The organism is Asticcacaulis biprosthecium C19, from assembly GCF_000204015.1.
Classification (GTDB): domain Bacteria; phylum Pseudomonadota; class Alphaproteobacteria; order Caulobacterales; family Caulobacteraceae; genus Asticcacaulis; species Asticcacaulis biprosthecius.
This window is the reverse complement of sequence record NZ_GL883077.1, coordinates 1,210,103-1,211,269: the sequence shown is the minus strand read 5'-3', so window position 1 is coordinate 1,211,269 and position 1,167 is coordinate 1,210,103. Positions and strand designations below refer to the sequence as shown.

Sequence of the window (1,167 nt, the reverse complement as noted above, 5' to 3'; positions counted from 1 at the left end):
AACTTCCGTAACCTCCACCCATATTCCGTCGGCGTTTGCACCAAGAAATCCCCCCTCCGTCTGCTGCGCTCCGCTGGCAGACACCTCCCCCGTATAACGGGGGAGTATAGGAGTTGATATTGTCTGATAACGTTTTGAACGACCGCTCGTCGCCTCGCAAAGACCGTCATTCGTTGGGTGAACCAACACGTCAAATTCACCGCCACGCAACACTATCCTACTTCGCCAACTTGGGAACCTTAGTCGGGTTGGCCGCCCTCCAGGCTTCGGCGCGGGCCTTGCCCTCGGTCTTGTCGGCGTCGGACAGCTTGGGTTCAAGAAATTTCAAGGCACCACGGCTCTTTGGCGAGCTGGCCTCGTCGGCGATCAGAGCCCATTTGTAAGCCTCGGCCTTGTCTTTGCGGGTCCCCCGGCCGGTCAGATAGAAGAAGCTGTACATCAGTTGCGCCTCGTCATTGCCGGCCTCTGCGCCTTTACCGTAGTAGCCGAAAGCCTTTTCGATATCCTGTTTGACCGTCTGTTGCTGGTAATACATCTCACCCAGCAGGTACCAAGCACGCGCCTGACCCGCCCCTCCCGCCCGCGTCAGCCAGGTGATGGCCTCCTCATAGCGCTTCAGAACGATCAGCACTTGCCCCAGATGCAACTGCGCCTCGGCATCGCCGGCTTTCGCCGCCGTCTCGAGCGGCGGCAAGGCCTTGGCGGGATCGGGTTCGTTCCGACCAAGGCCGGTGGCGTGGGCGATACCCAGTTTGCGCGCCGCTTCAATATTGCCGACATTTGCCGCCTTTCCGTACCAGGCGATGGCGGCGTCACCGTTGGCATCACCGGCATCGGCATTGCGGATGTCGCCCAGTTTTAGCATGGCCTGAGCGTGGCCGGCCTCCGCAGCCTTTTCCAGCCGCTGGACGCCTTGCGTCTGGTTACCCTGGCTCAGAGCCTGCAGACCTGCCCGGTAGTCCACCTCGGGACCGCCGGCTTCGGACTCGACCGCCTCGACCGGGCCGCTGCGTTCGCCCGTGCAGCCCTGCATCAAGACACCCGCACTGGCGACCAGAGTGAAAGCGACGATCGCGACGGACAAACCCAAACCGTCGCTCAGCTTTTTTGGCCATGGGGCCCTCGCCTTTTTCAGAGCGCATCCCAAAATAGTGTGACGCACCACGC

Annotated in this window: 1 protein-coding gene; it reads right to left on the bottom strand. The window is 61.4% G+C overall.

Translation table 11 applies throughout. The annotated features are described in order from the left end of the window. Positions 1-217: 217 nt before the first annotated feature. Positions 218-1,167: tetratricopeptide repeat protein (locus ABI_RS23450; RefSeq protein ID WP_211211118.1), on the bottom strand; the 950-nt coding region annotated here is incomplete at its 5' end.